The 19,776-nt window shown below is 73.9% G+C and carries 15 protein-coding genes and 2 pseudogenes; 10 read left to right on the top strand and 7 right to left on the bottom strand.

Annotation, left to right across the window (positions count from 1 at the left end; genetic code table 11):
* Window positions 1–128 precede the first annotated feature (128 nt).
* The 3 genes and pseudogenes from IE244_RS17810 to IE244_RS17800 all read left to right on the top strand — a co-directional run bounded on the left by IE244_RS17810 (window position 129) and on the right by IE244_RS17800 (window position 2,400).
* Window positions 129–380, top strand: a complete 252-nt coding sequence (locus tag IE244_RS17810; protein ID WP_191874502.1) for a hypothetical protein — start codon at window positions 129–131, stop codon at window positions 378–380.
* Window positions 377–748, top strand: a pseudogene (locus IE244_RS17805) (TIM barrel protein); the annotation flags it as partial. The gene IE244_RS17810 and the pseudogene IE244_RS17805, both read left to right, overlap by 4 nt.
* Before the next feature lie 470 nt (window positions 749–1,218).
* Window positions 1,219–2,400, top strand: coding sequence for an acyltransferase family protein (locus IE244_RS17800; protein ID WP_191874500.1), 1,182 nt, complete (start codon window positions 1,219–1,221; stop codon window positions 2,398–2,400).
* 613 nt (window positions 2,401–3,013) lie between these two features.
* On the opposite strand, the pseudogene IE244_RS17795 reads toward IE244_RS17800, so the two are convergent.
* Window positions 3,014–3,427: pseudogene (locus IE244_RS17795) on the bottom strand (MarR family winged helix-turn-helix transcriptional regulator); the annotation flags it as partial.
* 297 nt (window positions 3,428–3,724) lie between these two features.
* Between IE244_RS17795 and IE244_RS17790 the strand changes: the two are divergent.
* The 5 genes from IE244_RS17790 to IE244_RS17770 are packed head-to-tail and all read left to right on the top strand — an operon-like array spanning window position 3,725 to window position 8,172.
* Window positions 3,725–4,618 carry an STAS domain-containing protein gene (locus IE244_RS17790; RefSeq protein WP_191874499.1) on the top strand — a complete coding sequence of 298 codons (894 nt, stop codon included), beginning with the start codon at window positions 3,725–3,727 and terminating at the stop codon, window positions 4,616–4,618.
* The gene (locus IE244_RS17785; protein WP_191874498.1) at window positions 4,615–4,995 is read left to right on the top strand and encodes an STAS domain-containing protein; all 381 of its coding nucleotides are present in this window, start codon (window positions 4,615–4,617) and stop codon (window positions 4,993–4,995) included. Before IE244_RS17790 ends, IE244_RS17785 begins: the two co-directional genes overlap by 4 nt.
* Window positions 4,995–5,441, top strand: coding sequence for an anti-sigma regulatory factor (locus tag IE244_RS17780; RefSeq protein WP_191874703.1), 447 nt, complete (start codon window positions 4,995–4,997; stop codon window positions 5,439–5,441). Before IE244_RS17785 ends, IE244_RS17780 begins: the two co-directional genes overlap by 1 nt.
* The gene (locus IE244_RS17775) at window positions 5,438–6,499 is read left to right on the top strand and encodes an ATP-binding SpoIIE family protein phosphatase (protein WP_191874497.1); all 1,062 of its coding nucleotides are present in this window, start codon (window positions 5,438–5,440) and stop codon (window positions 6,497–6,499) included. The genes IE244_RS17780 and IE244_RS17775 overlap by 4 nt, the downstream gene beginning before the upstream one ends.
* The gene (locus IE244_RS17770; protein WP_191874496.1) at window positions 6,496–8,172 is read left to right on the top strand and encodes a PP2C family protein-serine/threonine phosphatase; all 1,677 of its coding nucleotides are present in this window, start codon (window positions 6,496–6,498) and stop codon (window positions 8,170–8,172) included. The genes IE244_RS17775 and IE244_RS17770 overlap by 4 nt, the downstream gene beginning before the upstream one ends.
* A gap of 70 nt (window positions 8,173–8,242) precedes the next feature.
* Here the strand turns inward: IE244_RS17770 and IE244_RS17765 are convergent, their stop codons facing one another.
* Window positions 8,243–10,522 carry a catalase gene (locus IE244_RS17765; protein WP_191874495.1) on the bottom strand — a complete coding sequence of 760 codons (2,280 nt, stop codon included), beginning with the start codon at window positions 10,520–10,522 and terminating at the stop codon, window positions 8,243–8,245.
* Window positions 10,523–11,238: 716 nt separating this feature from the next.
* Window positions 11,239–11,598 (bottom strand): ANTAR domain-containing protein, encoded by a 360-nt coding sequence (locus IE244_RS17760; protein ID WP_191874494.1) that lies wholly within the window; start codon window positions 11,596–11,598, stop codon window positions 11,239–11,241.
* Between the two features lie 132 nt (window positions 11,599–11,730).
* On the opposite strand from IE244_RS17760, the gene IE244_RS17755 reads away from it, so the two are divergent.
* Window positions 11,731–12,687, top strand: coding sequence for an AraC family transcriptional regulator (locus IE244_RS17755; RefSeq protein WP_191874493.1), 957 nt, complete (start codon window positions 11,731–11,733; stop codon window positions 12,685–12,687).
* Between the two features lie 82 nt (window positions 12,688–12,769).
* On the opposite strand, the gene IE244_RS17750 is transcribed toward IE244_RS17755, so the two are convergent.
* The 4 genes from IE244_RS17750 to IE244_RS17735 form a co-directional block, all read right to left on the bottom strand.
* The gene (locus tag IE244_RS17750) at window positions 12,770–14,125 is read right to left on the bottom strand and encodes an FAD-binding protein (protein WP_191874492.1); all 1,356 of its coding nucleotides are present in this window, start codon (window positions 14,123–14,125) and stop codon (window positions 12,770–12,772) included.
* Window positions 14,126–14,169: 44 nt separating this feature from the next.
* Window positions 14,170–14,985, bottom strand: coding sequence for an inositol monophosphatase family protein (locus IE244_RS17745; protein ID WP_191874491.1), 816 nt, complete (start codon window positions 14,983–14,985; stop codon window positions 14,170–14,172).
* A gap of 73 nt (window positions 14,986–15,058) precedes the next feature.
* On the bottom strand, window positions 15,059–16,855 hold the full coding sequence (locus tag IE244_RS17740; protein WP_191874490.1) for an RICIN domain-containing protein: 1,797 nt from the start codon (window positions 16,853–16,855) through the stop codon (window positions 15,059–15,061).
* A 126-nt stretch (window positions 16,856–16,981) separates the two neighbouring features.
* The gene (locus IE244_RS17735) at window positions 16,982–18,163 is read right to left on the bottom strand and encodes an FAD-dependent oxidoreductase (RefSeq protein WP_229854174.1); all 1,182 of its coding nucleotides are present in this window, start codon (window positions 18,161–18,163) and stop codon (window positions 16,982–16,984) included.
* Window positions 18,164–18,719: 556 nt separating this feature from the next.
* Here IE244_RS17735 and IE244_RS17730 point away from each other — a divergent pair.
* Window positions 18,720–19,727 (top strand): Ppx/GppA family phosphatase, encoded by a 1,008-nt coding sequence (locus tag IE244_RS17730; RefSeq protein WP_191874488.1) that lies wholly within the window; start codon window positions 18,720–18,722, stop codon window positions 19,725–19,727.
* Window positions 19,728–19,776: the final 49 nt, after the last annotated feature.

Below are 19,776 nucleotides of genomic sequence, written 5' to 3'. Positions count from 1 at the left end.
CTCCAGGTGCTGGTCGCCGAAGTGGACCGCGGGTTCGGCCGTCAGGCCCGGTTCGCGGAGGCGCTGGACAGTGCGCGGCGGCCGGCGAGACGGGCCTGGTCCGGCTGCCCGGCCCCGCCGCGGTCGCCGTGCGCGCTTGCGGGCAGCACGGCACGGAGGTCCCGACGGACCGGGTGGGCCGGTTCGCCAAGGCCTTCGACACCCCGTTGCGCGCGTGGATGGCGGAGAGCGTCGCAGGCCAGGAGCCCACCGGTCCGTCGGCCTGGGACGGCTGTGCCGCCACCGTCGTCACCGGCACGACCGTCGAGGCCCTGGAGCCGGGACGCTTCGTCCCCACGGGCCTCAAGCCGCGCTCCGCGTTCTACGGGGGTGCCGCGTGAAGATCGCCCTCGACCCGCACATGTTCCGCGCCCCGATCGACGCCATGGTGCGCGCGCCGGCCGAACTCGGATACGCGTCCATCGAGTTGTTCCCGCGCCACGACTTCATGCCGTTCTTCCTGCACCCGCGGGCGGACGACGCACCGGTGGCGGAGCTGGAGCAGCCCCCGCGCACGCACGGGGTGCGGCTGTCCTCGGTGCTGCCGCTGTACACGGGGTCCTCGCCGGACGAGGAGGAGCGGCAGGCGGCCGTCCGTCACGGGAAGCGGATGATCGAGATCACCGCGGAGCTGGAACGCCCGCTGATGAACTCGGAGTTCAACGTGCGCCCCGAGCACGCCGCCGCGAGCGAGGCCGCGTTCTGGCGCCCCGGGAGGAACTGCCCTGCGCGTTGAGAGCTGGAGTTCGACGGAGTGGCCACGGCCCGCGTGGTCGCCTGGGAGGAGCGGGCCCGGGAGTCCTTGATGTCCTTGCTGGAACGGATCACGAGGGACGGGCCGCGTGGTCCGTCCACGCCTCCTCACCCCCATTACTTCAACTCACCTGAGACCGCGTGGAGTTGACCGGATCGCCGCGCCGCGGCGACGGCCGCCGCACGGCGGGCCGGTGACGCGTGGGACAGCGGTCACCAGGGTGTCCGGTGGGCCGGGCCGGGGCGATCAAGGCGGTGCACGAGGCCTCACTCGTACGGGTGCACCCGGTCCGGCCGTCCGTGGCATCCGGAAGGGTTCGTCGTTCGGCAGCAGTGTGATGTTTGCCATGTGACGTGATGGACCTGGGATAAACGGGCAGCGTTCCCCTTCATGCCCCACGCCAACCCTCTCCGGCAGGTGATTCGATGACCACGGCGACGACCCGGGCGCTCCGGACGACGCCGCCCGCCCGTACCGGCGAGACGACCGCCAGGGACTCCCCGGCCACCGCCATGCCCTCGCTGCCGTCCCTCACGGGGCTGCGGTGGATGGCGGCACTCCTGGTGTTCGGACTCCACGTGAACAACTTCGGCTACTTCGGAGGCACCGGTGGCCGCCTCGTGACCTGGGGATTCGGTGCCGGTGCCACCGGAGTGTCGTTCTTCTTCGTGCTGTCCGGCTTTGTACTGACCTGGTCGGCCCGGCCCCGCGACCGCGCGCTCGCGTTCTGGCGGCGGCGCATCGCGCGCGTCTATCCGGTGCACCTCGTCACCCTGATCGTCGCCCTCGTCATGGCGTACTCACTGGCACACCAGCCGAGGCCGACGCCGAAACAGGCCCTGTCCAACCTGCTGCTGCTCCACTCCTGGTGGCACCCGTGGTGGCAGACGCTGGACCCGGTCAGCTGGTCCCTCGCCTGCGAGGCGTTCTTCTACGCTGCCTTCCCCCTGCTGATCCTGCTGCTGCGCCGGCTCGGTGCGCGCGGATCGGTCGCGCTGGGTGCCCTGTCGGTCGCGGCGGTCATGGTGCTGGCCCGGGCGGACGCCCACCACTGGTGGACGTACCCGCTGTACTCGTTCCCCGCGGCCCGGCTGCCGGAGTTCGTCCTCGGCGCGGTCACCGCCCGGCTGGTGCTGCTCGGCCGATGGCGGGGGCCTGGTCTTGAGGCGTCGCTCGCCCTGGCGATCATCGGCTACTTCCTCGTCCCGCAGGTCACGCCCGGGTACTCCGCCACCATGTGCACCCTCGCCGGGTTCACGCTGCTCATCCCTGCCGCGGCCGTCGCGGACGTCCAGGGGCTGCCGTCGCTGTGGCGGCGCCGGCGGCTGGTGCGGCTCGGTGAGCTGTCGTTCGCCTTCTACATGATCCATCTGCTGGTGCTGCGGGCCGGCACCCAGTTGCTGGGTACGAAGCCGCACTTCGGGCTGCTCGCGGGGCTGGCCGTCACCACGGCCGTGTTCTCGGTGTCGCTGGGCCTGTCCTGGGTCCTGTACGAGGCGGTGGAGTGCCCGGCCAGACGCCTGCTGCTGCGCCGACGCCGCCGTTCCGCTCCCGAGCCGGACCGGGTCCAGGCATCTCGCGAGGCACCGGCCGCGGCGCGGGACTGAGCGGGCCGCGGACCGTGACGCGCCGTGCCGCGCGGTGCACGGTCTCCAGGTGGACGCCGTCCGCGCTCCCCAGCGCGCGGAGATGGCACGGCGTTCCCGGCCTCATGGAGTTCCCGTCGGATCGCACGCACGGGTGACGTCGGCAACAGCCAGGAGAGTCCGGCGGGATTCGGGGTAGTCGGCCCACCGACACCGGCCCGGTGGCATCCGCCGCCGGGCCGAGACGGCTTGGCCCGACGAAGGAGCGTGTCGACGTGCGCGGGAACGAGAACGAGGTGTGCCGACGGAGGGCCGCCGACGCGTCGAGCTCGCCGTCGTACGGACGGCTGGGCGGTCGTCCCGCTCAGGCCGGCCCGGGTGGGCACCGCGGCACTTCGCCGGCGCTCGCCCGGCGTCGGTCGCCGCGGCCCACGCCGCCGCGGGTGAGGGCTCAGGCCGGCCGGTGCCCCGCGGCGCCGAGCCACTCGGCACCGGCGGGCGCCTGGCCGAGGCCGGCCCCGGGGCCGTCAGCCGCACGCGCGCCCCGGCCCGCCACAGCGCTCCGCCCCGCCGTCCCCCGGTTCCCCGCGACGTCCTCGGCCGCCCTCCCCTCGTCGTCCTCGGCCGCCGTCCCCGCATCGTCCCGGCCGAGGACCCGCGAAGACGCGGCGGCGCAGAACGCCTCAAGGCCCTCCAGCAGGGCCTGGGCCTTCGCCGGTGGCATGGCGGACAGCACGGCCGCCATCTCGCCCTCCCTGCGGGCACGCAGGTCGGCGAGAAAGGAACGGCCGGTGCCGCTGAGGCGCAGCCGTACCTCGCGCCGGTCGGCCTCGCCGGCCTCGCGTTCGAGGAGCCCGCTCGTCTGCAGCCGGTCGCACAGCCGGCTCGCGGACGGGGGCGCGGTGCCCAGGATCGCGGCGAGCGTGCGCAGATTGATCCCGTCGTGGTGTTCGAGGACGAGCAGCACGCGCACCTGCGGCGCGGAGGCGGGCGCCGTGGAGGTCCGTCCGGACAGCATTTCCAGCAACTCCGCGGCCGTGGCGGTCATCCGGGCGGCCTCGTCGGTGGACGGACGGGAGCGGAATGCGGCCACGGTCCCCCTCTCGCAAGCACTGGGACGATGTCCGCCAGCGTACTAGGACGGTCCGGGCCGGCTCTCGGGGCCCGGTGCCCGCGAGCAGATTCTGGGCCCGAAGTCCCATGGACATGAGGCTGGTTGAGCGAAGCGAGAGGTCCGGCGGCGGGTTTGGTCCGGCCACGGGCGCCGGACTATCGTTGCCGGACGGCAACGATCGGCTCGGAGCCGGCCGACAGGCGGCGGGCCCTGGCTGTGCGAGAGGAGAGGATGAGAGTGCCGGAGCAGGACGCGACCGGATCGGCGCCGCGGGTGGTGAGTTCCTTCCTTGAGCGGCGACGGGAGCAGATCGCCCAGCGCTGGGCCGACGCCCCGTTGTTCCGCTCGGTCTTCACCGTCTCCCGCGACGAGGCGGTCGAGGCGTGCAAGGCCGTGGTGGACTCCCTGTCCGACGTGGCGGTGAGCGGACGTCTGGAGGACATCACGGCACCCGGTTTCCTCCCGGTGCGCGACCAGCTGGGGCGCATGACGCAGACGAGGACCCTCAGCGGCTCGACGCCGTCCCAGATCGCCGACGAGGTGGCCGGACTGCGCGTTCCCGCCGTGGAGCTGCTGCGCGAGGAGTTCCCCGATGCCACCGCCGCGCAGGCCCAGGAGAGCGTGCTGGCTCTGACCCTGCTGCTGGGCACGCTGCGCCTGGTGGTCATGGAGACGGCGCTGGACGCGAACGCGGAACTGATCGAGCGGCAGCGGCAACAGCTGCTCGAAGTCGCCACCCCGGTGATCAAGCTGTGGGAGGGCACGGTGGCCGTCCCGCTGATCGGGACCCTGGACAGTGCGCGCAGCCAGGTCGTCATGGAGTCGCTGCTGGAGGCCATCGTCGACCAGCGCGCCCGGTACGCCATCCTGGACATCACCGGTGTACCCACGGTCGACTCGCTCGTCGCGCAGCATCTGATGAAGACGGTGGCCGCCGCACGGCTGATGGGCGCCGAGTGCATCGTCTCCGGCATCCGTCCGGCCATCGCGCAGACGATCGTGCAGCTGGGCATCGACCTCGGCACGGTGCTCACCCGTGCCTCGCTGGCCGACGCGCTCGCCTACACGCTGGGCCAGCAGGGCATCGAGGTCTCCCGTGCGGACGCGAGTGCGAGTGCGCGGTGAACCTGCCCACTCCCGGTCAGCCGCCCCAGGTCCCGGTGCTCGCCCTGGGCGACGTCCTGCTCGTCTCGCTCCAGGGCGAGCTGCACGACGGCATGGCCGAACAGCTGCAGCACGACATCACCAGCCGCATCGCCGCCAGCCGGGTGACCGGCGTGGTGATCGACATCTCCGGAGTGGACATCGTCGACTCGTTCCTCGGCCGGGTGCTCGCCGAGATCGCCTCCACGGCCCGGCTGCTGGCTGCCCGAACGGTGCTGGCCGGGATGCGGCCCGCCGTGGCGATCACCCTCGTCGAGCTGGGGCTCACCCTGCCCGGCCTGGTCACCGCCCTCGACGTCGACCGTGCCCTGGAACTGCTGTCCCAGAGGGGGACATGATGCGTGCGTCCGGCCAGGCGTCCGCGACCAGCCTGCCCATCGGCTCGGACGCGGATCTGGCCTGGGTGCGGCAGGAGGTGCGGCGGTGCGCGGCCCAGCTCGGCTTCGGGCTCGTCCAGCAGACCAAGCTGGTCACGGCGGCGAGCGAGCTGGCCCGCAACACACTCGTGCACGGCGGCGGCGGTCGGGCGGAGATCACGCCGCTGGACGAGGGCCGCGGCCGGGGCCTGAAGATGTGCTTCGTCGACAGCGGCCCCGGCATCCGCGATCTGGAGCTGGCCATGACCGACGGTTACACCAGCGGAGGCGGTCTCGGCCTCGGACTGAGCGGCGCCAAGCGGCTGGTGCACGAGTTCGCCGTGGACACCGAACCCGGGCGGGGAACGACCGTCACGGCCGTCGCCTGGGTGGCCCAGGTGCCCTCGTCACGTGCGGGGGCGGGATGAGCCGGGTGTGGGAGGTACCGGTGGGCGACTCCACGCGGGTACGCGATGCCCGTACGGCCGCCCGGGAGGCATGCGCGCACGCGGGCCTCGACCCGCAGCGGACCGCGGCCGCCGAACTCGTCGCCACCGAGCTGGCCACCAACCTGCTCAAACACGCGGGCGGCGGACGCATGGTGGTCAACCTCGTCGGGCCGCCGTCCGGTGGCCCGGCTCTGTCGGTGCAGCTCTTCTCGCTCGACCACGGGCCGGGCATCGCCGACGTCCCCACGGCGCTGCGGGACGGCTACACCACCGCAGGGGTCTCCCTCGGCGCCGGTCTGGGCAGCTGTCTGCGCAGCGCCGACGCCTTCCATCTGTACAGCGCGCCGGGCCGCGGGACGGTGGCGACGGCCCGGATCGACCCGGAGCGCGCCGGGCCCCGGACACGGCCGCGGACGCCGGCGGCGCAGGTACCGGCGGGCGGGATCTGCGTCTCACTGGCCGAGGCCGAGCAGTGCGGTGACGCCTGGGCCTGGGCGCGCTCCGGCACCCTGCTGACCCTGCTCCTCGCGGACGGTCTCGGGCACGGCCCGAAGGCCGCGCACGCCTCCACCGCCGCCGTGGCCGAGCTGCGCCACGCCGCCCACCTGGGGCCGGTCGAGATGCTGCGCCGGCTGCACACCGTGCTGCGGCCCACCCGCGGCGCGGCGGTCGCCGTGGCCCAGCTGGACACCGAGCGCGCGGAACTCGCCTTCGCCGGCATCGGCAACGCCGGCGCCCGGCTGCGTACCGGGGAGGGCTGGACGTCCCTCGTCTCCCATCCGGGGATCGTCGGGGCGTACTTCCCGGCCCACATCCCCGTGCGCAGGATGCCGTGGCGCCCGGGCAGCCTGCTGGTCGTGCACAGTGACGGACTGCCCAGCCGCTGGACACCGCCGCAGGACCCCCAGCTGCTCGCGCGGGATCCCGCGGTGCTGGCCGCGGCCGTGCTGCGCGACGCGGGCAGCCCCGCCCGCCCCGTACGCGACGACACCAGTGTGGCCGTACTGGCCCCCCGACCGCCGGACCAGCACCCATGACAGCCGTCTCCGAGACCTGGACCCTCGCCTCCCCCGCCGACGCGGCCCGCGCCCGTGCCCTGCTGGCGCGGCTCACCGCGGACGCCGCGGTGCCCGCCCTCGACCGCACCCGCTTCCTGGCCGCGCTCGGCGCGCGGCTGCGGCCCTGCCGGGACGGGCGCCGGGTGGAGCTGACCGTGACGGCTCGCGCCGACGGGGCGCTGCACGTGGAGGTGTGCGGGCCCGATCCGTGGCGGCGCACCCTCTCCTGTGCCGTCCCCGTCACCGGTCCGCTGCCCGGGCCCGCCGGCCTGGACGACGCCCGGCTCGCCGAGGCCCTCCTGGACGCGGACGAGGACGCCGCCGCCGTCCTCGCGCAGCTGGCGGAGACGGAGGAGCTGATCCGGTTCCACCGGGAGGAGCTGCACCAGACCAACCAGGGCGTGCTCGCGCTGCACGCCGAGCTGGAGGCGGCGGCGCTGGCACAGCGCGAGCTGCTCGACGCCGAGCGGGCGGCCCGCGCGGAGGCGGAGAACGCCCGGCGGCAGCTGACCTTCCTCGCCGACGCCAGCGCCGCCCTGAACGAATCGCTGGACCACGAGGACATCCTGCGCGTGCTGCCGGAGCTGCTGGTCCCGGAGTACGCCCGGCACGTCGACGTGTGGCTCGTGGACGACGAGCGGACGCCCCCGGCAGAGCGGGCGGCGGCCTCGGTGACGGCGGCCCGCACCGGCCGGCCCCAGCACGCGGGTCCACGACCGGGCGGGCTGCCGGGCGTGGACGATCTGCCGGCCTCGGCCCTGTCGCCGGACCGGCCGCTGCTGTGTCTGCCGCTCGGTGTGCGCGCGGTGCAGGGGGTGCTGACGCTGGCCGCGCACGGTGACCGTTTCGACCCGGACACCACGGTGATGCTGGTCGAGCTGGCCCGTCGCGCGGGCATCGCGCTGGACAACGCCCGGCAGTACCAGCAGCACCGCAACGTCGCCGAGGAACTGCAGCGCGCCCAGCTCACCGAACTGCCCGTCACCCGGGGCCTCGCGCTCGCCGCGCGCTATCTGCCGGCCACGCACGGGATGAACATCGGCGGCGACTGGTACGACGCCTTCCCGCAGCCCGACGGCAGTGTGCTGGCCGTGATAGGAGACGTCACGGGGCACGGACTGCGGGCGGCGGTCATCATGGGCCAACTGCGCACCGCCCTGCGCGCGTACGCGGTCGAGGGCAACGGGCCGGCCCGTATCCTCACCCTGCTGCACCGGATGCTGCGCCACCAGCAGCCGGAGCTGTACGCGACGTGCGCCCTCGCCCGGTTCACGCCCGGGGACGCGCGGGTGGTCTGGGCGGCCGCCGGGCATCCGCCGGCGGTCGTACGCGGCCCGGCGGGCGAGGTACGGGTGCTGGAGGCCAAGCCGGGCATCATGCTGGGGGTCCCGGTGCCCTACGAGTACGAGGAGCACACCGTCGAGCTGCCGGCCGGCTCGACGCTCGCGCTGTACACGGACGGTCTGGTGGAGCGGCGGTCCGCCGGGATCGACACGGGCATCGAGCGGCTGGCCCAGGCCGTGGGCGCGCTCGGCACGGCCGAGCTGGAGGACCTGGAGACGGCGGCCGACTCGCTGCTGAAGCCGATGCTGCACGACTCCGAACACGACGACGACATCTGCCTGTTGCTGTGCCGCACCACCCGGACCTGACAGCCGTACGCCGGCGGGCAGGTCCGGGGCGGGTCCGGAGGCACGGCCCCGGCCGCGGGCGCGCGGCCGGTCAGGCGGCGGACGGGAAGCGGTCCCAGACCCGGTGGGAGCCGAGCAGCTGGGTGAGCTGCTGCAGCACCGGGGCGGCGCCGTCGCCGGCGATCACACCGGGCGCGTCGAGGGGGATGCCGGCTGCCTCCAGCACGCTCTGCGCGCCCTTGGTGGCTCCGATGGCCTTGCCGTGCCGGTACGCCTCCGCCAGCAGCAGTCCCACGCGCGGGTCGGGGGTGCCGTTGCGGTCGGTGGGCAGGCCCGCCTTGGCGTCACGGGCGCCGTGGGCGTCGGTGCCGATGCCCGGGGTGCCGGCCACCAGCAGGGCGTCGAACTCCACGGACCGCGCCGTGGCGTAGGTCCGCTGCACGTCCAGCGCGTCCCCCTCGGGACCGAGGGTGCCGCCCGTCGGCGCGACGACCAGCGGGACCATGCCGCTGTCCAGCACCTCCTGGCGTACCGCCCGTACCCCGTCCAGGTCGCCGTCGGGGCCGGTGACGATACCGATGATCCGGCCGTCGGTGGGCCAGGTGCGTCCGACCTGGGACAGGGCGGGACTGGGCGCGACGTCGGCCAGGGGCACGGTGGGCCGCGGCGCGGGCAGGCCGAGGCCGGTGGCGACGCCCGCGCACAGCTCCGGGTCGATGTTCGCCAGCACCTGCAACGCCCGTTCCCTGATGGACTGTTCGTAGCACTTGGCGAGTTCGAAGGTGTAGGCGCCGATGATGTGCTCGCGCTCCACGGGGCTCATGCTGAGCCAGAACCGGCGCGGCTGGCTGAAGTGGTCGTCGAAGGACGCCGGCGCCTCGCGGACCTTCGTCGCCTCCGGGACGCGGACGGGAGCCTCGACGTAGGCCGCCAGGTCGGCGCCGGCCGTGAACGGGCATCCGCCGTCGAGGGAGTTGGGGCGGTAGGGGGCCACTCCCCGGTGCACGGCCGTCTGGTGCATGCCGTCGCGCAGCATGTCGTTGACGGGTGCGTGTGGCCGGTTGACCGGGATCTGAGCGAAGTTGGGGCCGCCGAGGCGCGTGATCTGGGTGTCCAGGTAGGAGAACAGCCGCCCGGACAGCAGCGGGTCGTCGGTGATGTCGATGCCGGGGACGAGGTGGCCGGGGTGGAAGGCGACCTGCTCGGTCTCGGCGAAGAAGTTCGACGGGTTGCGGTTCAGGGTGAGCAGCCCGATGGGCTGCACGGGGGCGAGTTCCTCGGGGACGAGGTTGGTGGGGTCCAGCAGGTCGATGCCCTCGAAGGTCTGGTCGGGGGTGTCGGGGAAGGTCTGGATGCCGAACTCCCACTCGGGGTACGCGCCGGCCTCGATGGCGTCGGCGAGGTCCCGGCGGTGGAAGTCGGGGTCGACTCCGTTGACGATCTGGGCCTCCTCCCACACCAGCGAGTGCACGCCCAGCCTCGGCTTCCAGTGGAACTTCACCAGCGTCGTCCCGCCGGCCGCGTCGACCAGGCGGAAGGTGTGGACGCCGAAGCCCTCCATCGTGCGGTACGAGCGCGGGATGCCGCGGTCGGACATGTTCCACAGGGTGTGGTGGGTGGCCTCGGTGTGCAGGGTGACGAAGTCCCAGAAGGTGTCGTGGGCGCTCTGCGCCTGTGGGATCTCGCGGTCGGGGTGCGGTTTGGCGGCGTGCACGACGTCCGGGAACTTGATGGCGTCCTGGATGAAGAAGACCGGGATGTTGTTGCCGACAAGGTCGAAGACGCCCTCGCTGGTGTAGAACTTCGTCGCGAAGCCGCGGGTGTCCCGGACGGTGTCGGAGGAGCCCCGGGAGCCGAGCACGGTGGAGAAGCGGACGAACACCGGCGTCTCGACGTCCTCGGAGAGGAAGGCCGCTTTCGTCACGTTCGCCGCCGCGCCGTAGCTGCGGAAGACCCCGTGCGCACCGGCGCCGCGGGCGTGGACCACGCGCTCGGGGATGCGCTCGTGGTCGAAGTGCATGACCTTTTCCCGCAGGTGGTGGTCCTGCAGGAGCACCGGGCCACGGGGTCCCGCCTTGAGCGAGTGGTCCGTGTCGGACAGCCGGGTGCCCTGGGCGTTGGTCAGGTAGCTGCCGCTCTGCGCCGTCCGGGCCTGGTCTGCGCCGGTGGGCTGGCCGGTGGGCGAGACGGTGTCGGGGCCGGTCTGGTCGGGCTTGGGCGGGTACGGCTCATGGGGTCCGGTCGGCTCGGCGACCGGCGGCGTCCGGGGACCGGGCTTGCCGGGGATCCCCTCCTCCGGGCCCGTGCCGTCCCCCCGCAGGGCGTCCGTCACCTTGTCCGCCGCTCGCCTCAACGGGTTCGTCTCGCTCATCTCCACCATTCCTTCGCTGGTCACGGGGGCGGGCCCGGCACCGGCGAAGAGGGGTGTCCGACGCGCGGTGGCCACACCCGGGCATACGGCCGGCCACACGAACACATCGGGAGAAAGGGGTCGACGCGGCCTTCGTACCGAGGTCCCCGAGCCGGTGCGTCCGAAACCGGGAATCGCACAGGATCTCCGGTCGGGGTGAAGTCGGGCCGTCTCCCATCGAGTAGCCGGGACGGCTGGCCCGCCGGACGCCTCCGTCCGGACCCGGGGACCGTCGAGCAGGGCCAATGGCCCCCTGCCGAGGGTGGTTTCGTCAGCAGGGCCGGATTCTTGACCCGAGCAGGCAAGCACCCGGCTGCCCGCACCGCCACCTTAGGCGCTGGCCCCGGCCGCCGCAGTTCGAAAGCGCCGGTCAGCGCCGGACGGGCCGCCGGGGAGCGGAGCACGCAGCGGCCGGGGCCCGGCCCTGCGGGCAGGCCCGGGCCCCGGTCATGGGCGGGCCGTGACCCGCGGGGTCTCCCGCGGCGGGTCCGCCGCGTCGGAGACGGGTGAGCCGTGCTCCACTGCGCCGCGCGGGTACTCCGCCAGGGCCCCGTGCACGAGGGCGCGCGTGTCCCCCTGGGTGGCCTCTTCCTCTGCCGGCGTGTGCAGGGTACGGCCCGCGAGCGGGGCCACCCCCTTCGTGTTGCACGCGGCGCCCATGCACAACCCCGGCCTCGTCAGCTGACCGGGCCGCAGCTCATGGCCTGTCCGTCGCTCTCGGGCGCGGACGCGGCGGCGTGCTCGGCGTCCCGGGCGCGGGCCACCGCCGCGGACAGGGCCCGGCGGATGTCGTCGGGGAACCGGCCGCTGGAGGGCCACAGGACCACCCAGCGGGCGACGTCGCGGAGTTTGACGTTCGTGTGCTGCGAGACCTGCTTGAGCACCTCCCAGCCCTGTTCCGGGCGGAGCCCGGCGGCGGTGATGACCACGCCGATCGCCTGGTCCACCAGGGCGTGCGAGGCCACGGCCCGGCGCAGCTGGGCCACCTCCTCCTGGAGTGCCGCCAGCTGGTCCGTCTGCTCGTCGCGTCCGATCATGCCGCCACCCTGCGCGGCCCGCCATGCCGACACCAGCCACCAGGCGAACGTCCTGGCGGGCAGCCGTACGGAAAACGAAAAACGCCTGGTCAGGCGTTACATAGTCAGGTGATTCGGGGGCATCCGCCACACATGGAGACGCTCACCTTCGACAGCGCGGATCTGGCGGCGACGGAAGACTTCCTCAGCCGTGCCTACGCCAGGATGCGTATCGGCAGCAGCACGCCCGAGGCCACCCGGACCCGGATCCGGCGCAGCGCCATCGCCCCGGTGAGCGTGGACGAACTCGCGCTCGACTTCGAGATGAGCTACTCGGTGACGCCACTGGGCCGGGTCTGTCTGTGCGTGGTGCACGAGGGAACGGTGCGGGACCACGGCTTCCCGGGCGTCGAGAACGACACCTTCGGGCCGGGTGACGTGGTGCTGTTCGCGCCGCCCGACCTGCCGTACTCGGGGCGGATCCACCACGCCCGCTACACCATCACGATGCTGGATCCGGCGCTGCTCGCCCAGGTGGCCGCCGGTCCGGACGGCTCAGGACCGGTGCGGCTGACCGGCCACCGGCCGCGCTCGGCGGTCGCGGCCCGCCAGCTGGGTCACGCGATCGGCCATCTGCGCGATCATGTGCTGTGCGATCCGGGGACCGCCGACCAGCCGCTGATCGCCGCGACGGCCGGACAGTACCTGGCGGCGAGCGTCCTGAACGCCTTCCCGAACACCGCCCTGTCCGAGCCCACCGCGACCGACCGCAGGGACGCCCATCCCGAGATGCTGCGCCGTGCCCTCGCCTACATCGACGACCACGCCGGTCAGCCGGTCACGGTCGCCGACATCGCCGCGGCGGCCCATGTGACGGCCCGGGCCCTGCAGTACGCGTTCCGGCGGCACCTGGACACCACCCCGCTGGCGCATCTGCGCCGGGTACGGCTCGCGCACGCCCATCACGACCTGGTGGCTGCCCACCCCGGCGGCGGGGAGACCGTCACCTCGATCGCCGCCCGCTGGGGCTTCCACCACCCGGGCCGCTTCGCCGCCCTGTACCGGAACACCTACCGGCGTACCCCGCACGCGACCCTCTCGGACGGCTGAGGGGGTGCGGCGCGGATCGCGGGAGCGAGAACAGGCCGGTGACGAGCGCGTCGTCGCCGTCGGCTCTTCGGGAGCGGATACCTCAGAACCGCATCCCGTGTCCCCGGGCCAGGACGAGGTGCGGGTCGTGGCGCCGTTTGGCCTCGGCGAAGGCCGGCCAGCGGACGCCGTGGTGGTCTTGCCAGTCGGCGTCCGACAGGGGCAGGGCGTTGACGGGATAGGCGACCCCGCCCCGGGAGCGGGCGAGTTCGTACGCGGCGCGGTTGGCGGCCAGCATCGCCGCGACCGTCTCGGGGCTGCCGGGCGGGGCCGTGCGCAACAGGGCGAACAGGTACAGGACTTCCCCGGACGGGCGGCTGAAGAAGGGGGCGCGCAGCCGGCTGGAGAGCACCGGGTACAGCAGGACGAGGCCGGTGTCCCGCAGGTCGCGGAAGGCCGGGTCGGCGAGTACGGCCCGGACGACGGACTCGGCACTGTCGTGCGGGAGCAGCAGATTGAGCCACGGATGGGGGTGCAGCCACTCCCCCGTGGCCCGCAGGGCCTCCTCGTCCGTGTCCACGCGGTGGGCGAACTCGCCGTAGCCGAGGTCCTCCGTCTCCACGGCGGCGGGGTCGTACGAGAGCCCGGCGAGCAGGGTGCGGTCGTCGAGCGGGTACGGCCCGTCGTAGGGGGCCACGGCCTCGATCATGTACTGCCAGCCGGGTCCGTCGGCCGGCCGCGCCTGGCCCTCCAGATAGGGGAAGCGCTGCTCCTCGGCGAGCCGGCGCTGGTCGGCGAGGCAGCCGCCGAGGTCGGCGTAGTACAGGCAGTAGCGGCGCACCCGGGCGGCTGCGGGGACCAGTCGCAGGGTGGCGGACACGATGACGGCGCACTGGCCGAGGCCGGCGAGCACGGCGTGGAACAGCTCGGGGTCCCGGTCGGGTGAGCAGATCCGGTGCTCCCCGGCTCCGGTCACCACCTCCAGCTCCAGGACCTGGTCCGCGACCAGGCCGTGCCGGTGGGTGGCCCCGCCGAGTCCGCCCGCCGACAGGACACCGCCGATGCCCGCGCCGAGGTAGTCGGTGAGCACCGCCGGGGTACGCCGGTGCGGCAGGGTGACGGCCAGCAGCTCCCGCCACAACGCGCCTGCCTGTACGCTCACCTGATCGTCCGTCACGGGCCCGACCCGGTTCATCGCCCGCAGGTCCAGCACGATCCCGCCGTCCGCCTGTCCCTGGCCGTACAGGGAGTGGCCGCCGCCGCGCACGCTCACCGGGATGCCCTGGGGTCCGGCGCACTCCAGCAGGTCCTTGATCTCGGCGGCGGACCGCGGGCGCAGCACGCCGAGCGGGGCGCCCCGCACGATGTGCCCGAAGTCCTGCGCGCACGCGCGGAGCGTCTCCGGGCGGGTGTCCAGGGCCCGGCCGAGGCGGGCGGCGAGGTCGTGGGCCGGCGTCATGACGGCATCCCATCAGACGGCTGCGGCGTCCGTCGAGAACGCCGTCAACCCTCCTGCGCCCTCTGGCGGTTGATTAGCTGCAGCAGTGCGGCGTGGGTCTCCGCGTCGGCCGCCGCGACCAGTCCGCGCGCGCCGGTGAGCACGGGTTCGCCGTACAGTCCGGTCACCACGCAGCCGGCCGCCTCGCACAGGGCGATGCCCGCCGCGAAGTGCACGCTGTCGCGCAGGTCGCCGTCGGTGACGTAGGCGGCCCTGCGTCCGGCGGCGACCCAGGCGACGGCGAGGGTGCTGGAGACCACCCGGGGCCGGAAGCGTTCGGCGAAGCCGGGGTCGGCGAGCAGGCGGGTGGCGTGGAATCCGGGGGCGTTGGGGAAGGGCGGGTCGAGGTTGACGTCGACCAGGGCGGACCCGGGCCAGGGCGTCAGCCGCTCGTCGGCGCCGTCGCCGTGGAGCCGGGCGTTGTCGCCGTCGGTCCAGAACACCTCGCCGCTGAACGGGTCGGCGGTCGCGGCGGCCGTGATCCTGTCCCCCTCCCGCAGGGCGACGTTCACGCCGACGAGCATGTTCCGCACCGCGTAGTTGAGGGTGCCGCACAGCGGGTCGACGAGCCAGCGGCGAGGTGCGTCGGCGGCGCCGGAGCGGCCGCTCTCCTCGCCGGTCACGGCGTCTTCGGGGCGGGCGGCGCGCAGCACGTCCAGGATGGCCCGCTCGGCGGCGAGGTCCGCCTCGGTCGCGAAGTCTCCGGCGGACTTGTCGTAGCGTGCGAGCCGGCTGCCGTAGAGCTCTCGGACCACGGCGGCGCCCGCCTGGGCCGCGGTCACGGCCAGGCGGGCGTCGGATTCCCCGTTGATGATCGACATGGGCGCAGGATAACCGCACGTTCCGTGACCCCCGCAGGGGTTGGGCGCCCCGTGTGTGCAAGGTGCGCGGTGCTCAGGTCGCGGTGAGGGACAGGGTCTGTTCGGCGGCGCTGCGTCCGGCTCCCACGGAACTCCCGCTACGGTCCGTCCAGGCGCGCACCGGTGTGGTCTCGGCGAGCCGGCCGGAACGGCCGGAGAGGCCGAGCACGAGTCCGCTGTAGCGGTTGACCAGGCGGTAGCTGCCGCCGGACGCGTTCGGGAGCACGAACCACTGCTGCCCGACGCAGGGCCCGCCGGCGGGGGCCGCGGTGACGGTGGGCCGGGCGCCCCAGGCCCGGCCGGAGGCGGAGGTGGAGTCGACGCCGAGCAGCCCGCCGCTCGCGGCGTTGGCGAGGGTGAAGGCTCCGTCGCCGGTCGGGGTGAAGGCCCAGGAGTCGCGGCCGGATCCGGTGGGCCGGGCCAGCGAGGTGGTGGCGGTGCCACCGGCCTTCTGGGCGAGGATCCGCCCCGCGCCGCTGGTGATGCGGTAGCGGCGGCCGGTGTCCATGGGCGCGGCGGCGGGCTTCCCGGTGTCGACGGTGATGTCGACGTACTCGCCGGAGGCGTCGTGCGAGCAGCCGAAGGAGCAGTACGAGCGGAAGGACCGGCCGACGGTCGTGGAGCCGGTGCGGTTGGCGCTGTCGAGGAACCAGCGGTACCAGGAGGCGTTGGTGTAGCCGCCGGTGTCGCCGACGAGGTGCCACTTCTGGGTGGTCAGGTCGTCGGTGGCGTAGAGGTACTGCGGGGAGTTCCCGCTCTGGTCGACGGCCTGGGGCGTGCCGATGTACAGCCCGAGATAGGCGTCGTAGGCGATGTTCATGACGAAAAGCGGTGAGGTCGGGGGCATCTTGCCGGCCGCGATCTGCTGGGCGGCGGTGCCGGTGTTGGCCGGGTCGTACTCGGCGGAGGCGGGGGTGTAGCCGGTGGGGTGGCCGGCGTCGGCGGGGACGATGTCGCTCTCCCTGCCGCCGGTGCCGGGCTGGGACCAGGCGCCGTCGTACCACTTGCGCCAGGAGCCGGGGGCCATCTTGGCGGCGATCGGGGCGCGGGCCACGTGTTCGTAGAACGCCTTCCAGCCGCCGCTCTTGTCGATGATCCGGGAGCCGTAATAGACGTAGAAGTAGCCGGAGGCGGTGTCGACGAAGAGGCGCTGGTCGCCGTCGCCGTAGGAGTACGTCTGGTTCGGGAAGGCCGTGGTGTCCCCGCGTTTGGTGCTGTAGGGGGACGTGAGCACGTGGTTCTTGACGGTCCAGGTGCGGCCCCGGTCGGTGGAGACGGCGTAGTCGATGGCGTCGTAGTGCAGTCCGTCGCCGAAGGGCTGCGGGGTGAACTCGTTGTGCACCAGGCCGTACCAGGCGCCGGTGTCGGGGTCGACCCACACCCCGGACAGGTCGCAGTAGTTCTTCTGCGCGTAGCCGGAGCCGCTCGGCGCGTACGTCGCCTGGCGGCCGGTGGGGCTGTTGTTGCAGCGCCAGGTGGTGTCGTCGTTGCGGTCGGCGGGGTTGGCGGGGTTCACCGCCTTGCTGAGGGCCTTGTCGAACGCGGCGGTGTCGAAGTCGGTGCCGGTGTAGAAATCCCAGGTACGTGGGTCCTTGGCGCCGTACAGCGCGGCGGACTGCTGGTAGTGGAACGTGCCGTCCCGGTCGAGGTAGGGACTGGCGGGGGTGTCCGTGGGGTGGGTGAAGGGCACCGGGGTGCCCACGGTCACGGTGTAGGTGGCGTCGTCGGGGGTCGCGGCCGATGCCGGGGACGCGGGGCCGCCGCCCAGGACCAGGGCGGCAGTCGCCGAAAACACCGCCAGGGCGCCGCCTGCGCGGTTCGAGGGTCGCAACTGTGCTCCTTGTTGCCGAAGGGCCGGTTGCACGGAACGATCCGGCCCGGTGGTTTCCCCGGCAATGGACTCCAGTGCTCCGCCTCTTGCACTTTCGCGCGCGTACGTCCGTTCGCGGGCCGCCGCTCAGGGCCGCGCGGGCGGGTCGGCGGGCAACGGGCTGTCCCAGGCCAGCTGGCGGAGCAGCGCCTCGTCCGGCTCGACGGGACGGGCCGCGACGGGCGCCGGGCCGGACGGCGTGCGGGTGCCGCGGGAGAGGCCGCCGCTGACGGTGATGTTGTGCTCCACGCGGGGGCGGCGATGCCGCTCGTAGGCGGTGAACGCGGCCTGCGGGTCCGGCAGGTCGCGCAGCGCCTTGGCGAGGACGACGGCGTCCTCCAGGGCCATCGAGGCCCCCTGGCCGGTCGCCGGGGAGGCCGCGTGGGCCGCGTCGCCGATGAGCAGGGTGCGACCCTTCTGCCACACCGCGCCGAGCGGCATCTCGGTGGCGTTGGTGACCATCACGGGGCCCTGGGACGCGGCGACGATGTCCGCGGCGGGCGTGGGGTCCTTGCGCAGCAGCGGCAGCAGCTCCTCGCGCCACGGGGCGCGGTGCGCGGCTGCTCCGGCGGGCAGGGGTCCGGTGCTCACGCGGGCGAACCAGTACGTCTGCCCGGTCGGCGAGGCCGCGTATCCGAAGGCGGTCTCGCTGCCCCGCACCATGGTGATGACTCCGGTGCCCTCCGCGCCGGGTGTGGCGTCGCTGTAGCCGTAGAAGACCCGCTGCCCCGCGTAGGTGGGCCGCACGCCGGGGGTGAGGATCCGGCGCACGGTGGAGTTCAGCCCGTCGGCGCCGACGACGAGGTCCGCGTGGGCCGTGCCGCCGTCGGCGAACCGGGCGGTGACGCCGTACGGGCCGTCCGTGACGTCGACCAGGCGGGCGCCGTGGCTCAGCCGGATGCCGCGCCGGACCGCCTCGCCCTGCAGGGCCGCGTTCAGCTCGCCGCGGCGCAGACAGCGGTACCGCAGGTCCGGGTCGGCCATCTCGCCGAGCGGCGCGTGCGTCAGTTCGGCTCCCTGGCTGTCGAGGAGCCGCAGCGAAGTCAGCGGAAAACCGACGGCGGTGACGGCGTCCGCGGCGTCGAGCTGGGCCAGGGCGCGCATGCCGTTGCTCGCCAGGGTGAGGAACGCCCCGATGTCCTCGGCCGTGTCGGGGTGTGCCTCGTACACGGTGACGTCGTGTCCGGCCTTGTCCAGTCCGAGCGCGGCCGCGGTGCCCGCGATGCCGCCGCCGATCACCAGTACCCTCGTCGCATCCGTCCCGCTCAAGTGCCGCTCCTCGCCCCGACAGTGGTGGTGGCCATCTAAGGGCAGGGCCGGGCTGGTCGGGTGGCCGGGGGCCGAGATCCGGACAGGGTCCACGCGGGGAGGATGCGGCGAGGGGTGTCGGACGGCGGAACCGCCGCCCGCTGTGGTGCTCACGGGTGCCGGGGACCAGGGGACGCAGGTCGTCCGGGTCCTGCGGATCGTCACGGGTCTGGGCGCCTGGCACAGCGCCCGGTCGGCCGCGCGGGGGTGCAGGTGGCCGTTCTCGCGCAGACCTGGTTCGCGGCGGCCGACGGCACCAAGGCCTGGCTGCGGACGCCCGGGGCTGAGGCGGACGGACGTGGTGTGCGGGGCTGCGGCGGACGTGGTGTGCGGGGCATGTGCCCGGACACCGCCGTGGGGCCGGCGTCCGGTGGACACCGGCCCGTGCGCGGCCCGCTCCTGGCCCGCCTCCGACTGTCCCGCGAGCCGTTCCCGGGGAGCATGCGGGCCCGCTGCTGTGCACACGCGCGCCCCCTGTGCGAGGGGTTGTCGCGGGAGGACTGGGTACTTCCCGGCCATGCGGGTGAGCGTGGTGGATGCGGGGTCGAACACGGTCCGGTTGGTGATCGCTGATGTGGAGGGCGGCGTTCCGCTGCCGGTGCACACCGTCAAGTGGAAGCTGCGCCTGTCCGAACACGTCGGTCCGGACGGCACCATCGCCGACGAGGCGGTGGAGCTGCTGGTCAAGGCGGTGGCCGCGGCCGGTGCCACGGCACGGACGTGGCACGCGGCAGGACCGCTGGCCTTCGCGACCGCGGTGGTGCGGAGCGCTCCGAACCGGCAGGAGGTGCTACGACGGGTCGCGGCGGGCACCGGGATCCGCATGTGCACGCTGCCCGGCGAGACCGAGGCCGACCTGACGTTCCTGGCGGCCCGGCGCTGGCTGGGCTGGCACGCCGGCCCGCTCGCGGTGCTCGACATCGGCGGCGGCTCCCTGGAGGTGGCCTTCGGCCGGGGCCGGCTGCCCGACTTCGCCGCCTCCCTGCCGCTCGGCGCGAACCGGCTCACGCGGGAGTACCTGTCCGACCAGGACCCGCCGGGGTCGGCGGAACTGAAGGGGCTGCGCCGCCGGGTACGCCACGAGCTGCGGGACGTGGCATCACGGATCCGCTGGGAACGGCCGCGCACCGCCGCGGTCAGCTCCCGTACGTTCCAGCAGCTGGCCCGGCTGTGCGGTGCGGCACCGGGGCGGTACGGCCCGTTCGTGCAGCGGGACATGCGCTGTCGGGAGCTGCGCGAGGCGGTGCGTACTCTCGCCGCGCTGCCCGCCGCCGAGCGTGCCCAGCTGCCCGGGATCTCCGCGCCGCGCGCCGAGCAGAGTCTGGCCGGGGCGGTCGTCGGACACACGGCGCTGAAGCTGATGGGGCTGCGCGGGGCCGTCGTCTGCCCGTGGGCGATCCGCGAGGGCGTCCTGCTGCGGTACATCGAGGACGGCGCCGACTGGTGGACGGAGGCCGCCGGCACCACCGACACCGCGGCGCCCCCTGCCCCGACGGCCCTGCGCATCGCCGGCCCGCCGGCCTGACCGACATCGCCCCGCCCGGGGAGGTACCCCGCCCGGGCCCGGGTGGAGT

The sequence above is a fragment of the Streptomyces filipinensis genome, from assembly GCF_014649495.1.
In the GTDB taxonomy this organism is placed as follows: Bacteria; Actinomycetota; Actinomycetes; order Streptomycetales; family Streptomycetaceae; genus Streptomyces; species Streptomyces filipinensis.
This window is presented reverse-complemented; position numbering and strand designations above follow the sequence as displayed.